Origin of the sequence: Rhodoplanes sp. SY1 (genome assembly GCF_046000175.1) — a bacterium.
Lineage (GTDB): Bacteria > Pseudomonadota > Alphaproteobacteria > Rhizobiales > Xanthobacteraceae > Rhodoplanes.
The window spans coordinates 1-618 of sequence record NZ_JBEOMB010000390.1 but is presented as its reverse complement, the minus strand read 5'-3'; the positions used below and the strand labels follow the sequence as shown (position 1 = coordinate 618).

Here is a 618-nt window from a genome sequence, read left to right as displayed (position 1 = left end):
CCCGCCGATCCGGCCGAGGCTGGTGAGGATGGTTTCGCGCACGGCCGTGTCAGTCTCGATCGGCAGGCGCTCCCCCAGAACCGCGACCGACTCCGGAAAGCCCGCGAGGAGACGCGCCGCCTCGCGTCTCTTTCTGGGCTCGGGAGAGCCGAGGTCGCCCTCCAGGTCCTCGCAGACCACGGGGCCGGGTTGCGGCGGACCTGTGGGATTCGATTTCACCAGCGGCATGACGACCTCACATGAGCCAGGATGTGAGCTGGGAGGCGATGCGGTGTGACGGAAGCACCGTGGTGGCGCCACCTCGCCGGATGAGCTCGGCCGGCATGCCGAACACGATCGCGGTCGACTCGTCCTCGGCGATGGTGCGGCCGCCGAGGCGCCGCAGCTCGACCATGGCGTCGGCCCCGTCGTCGCCCATTCCGGTGAGCTGCACCGAAACCAGGTTCCGCGGCTCGAGCACCTCCATGGCGGACCGGACCAGCCGCGCGACACTCGGATGCCATACCATCGTCGGATCGGACGCGACCGAGTTGACCACCCGCCGGCCGAGCCTTGTCTCGACCACTATGTCCGCGTCGCCGCGGCCGATATAGATGAAGCCCGGGGCGAGCGGCACCC

At 69.7% G+C, this 618-nt stretch carries 2 protein-coding genes; both read right to left on the bottom strand.

The window, feature by feature from the left end; translation table 11 throughout:
- The coding region (locus ABTU92_RS29875; protein ID WP_408095165.1) for a HEAT repeat domain-containing protein at nt 1–228 on the bottom strand (228 nt) is incomplete at its 3' end.
- Between the two features lie 7 nt (nt 229–235).
- Nucleotides 236–618, bottom strand: a 383-nt coding sequence (locus ABTU92_RS29870; RefSeq protein ID WP_408095164.1) for a CheB methylesterase domain-containing protein, incomplete at its 5' end; no start/stop codon positions are given.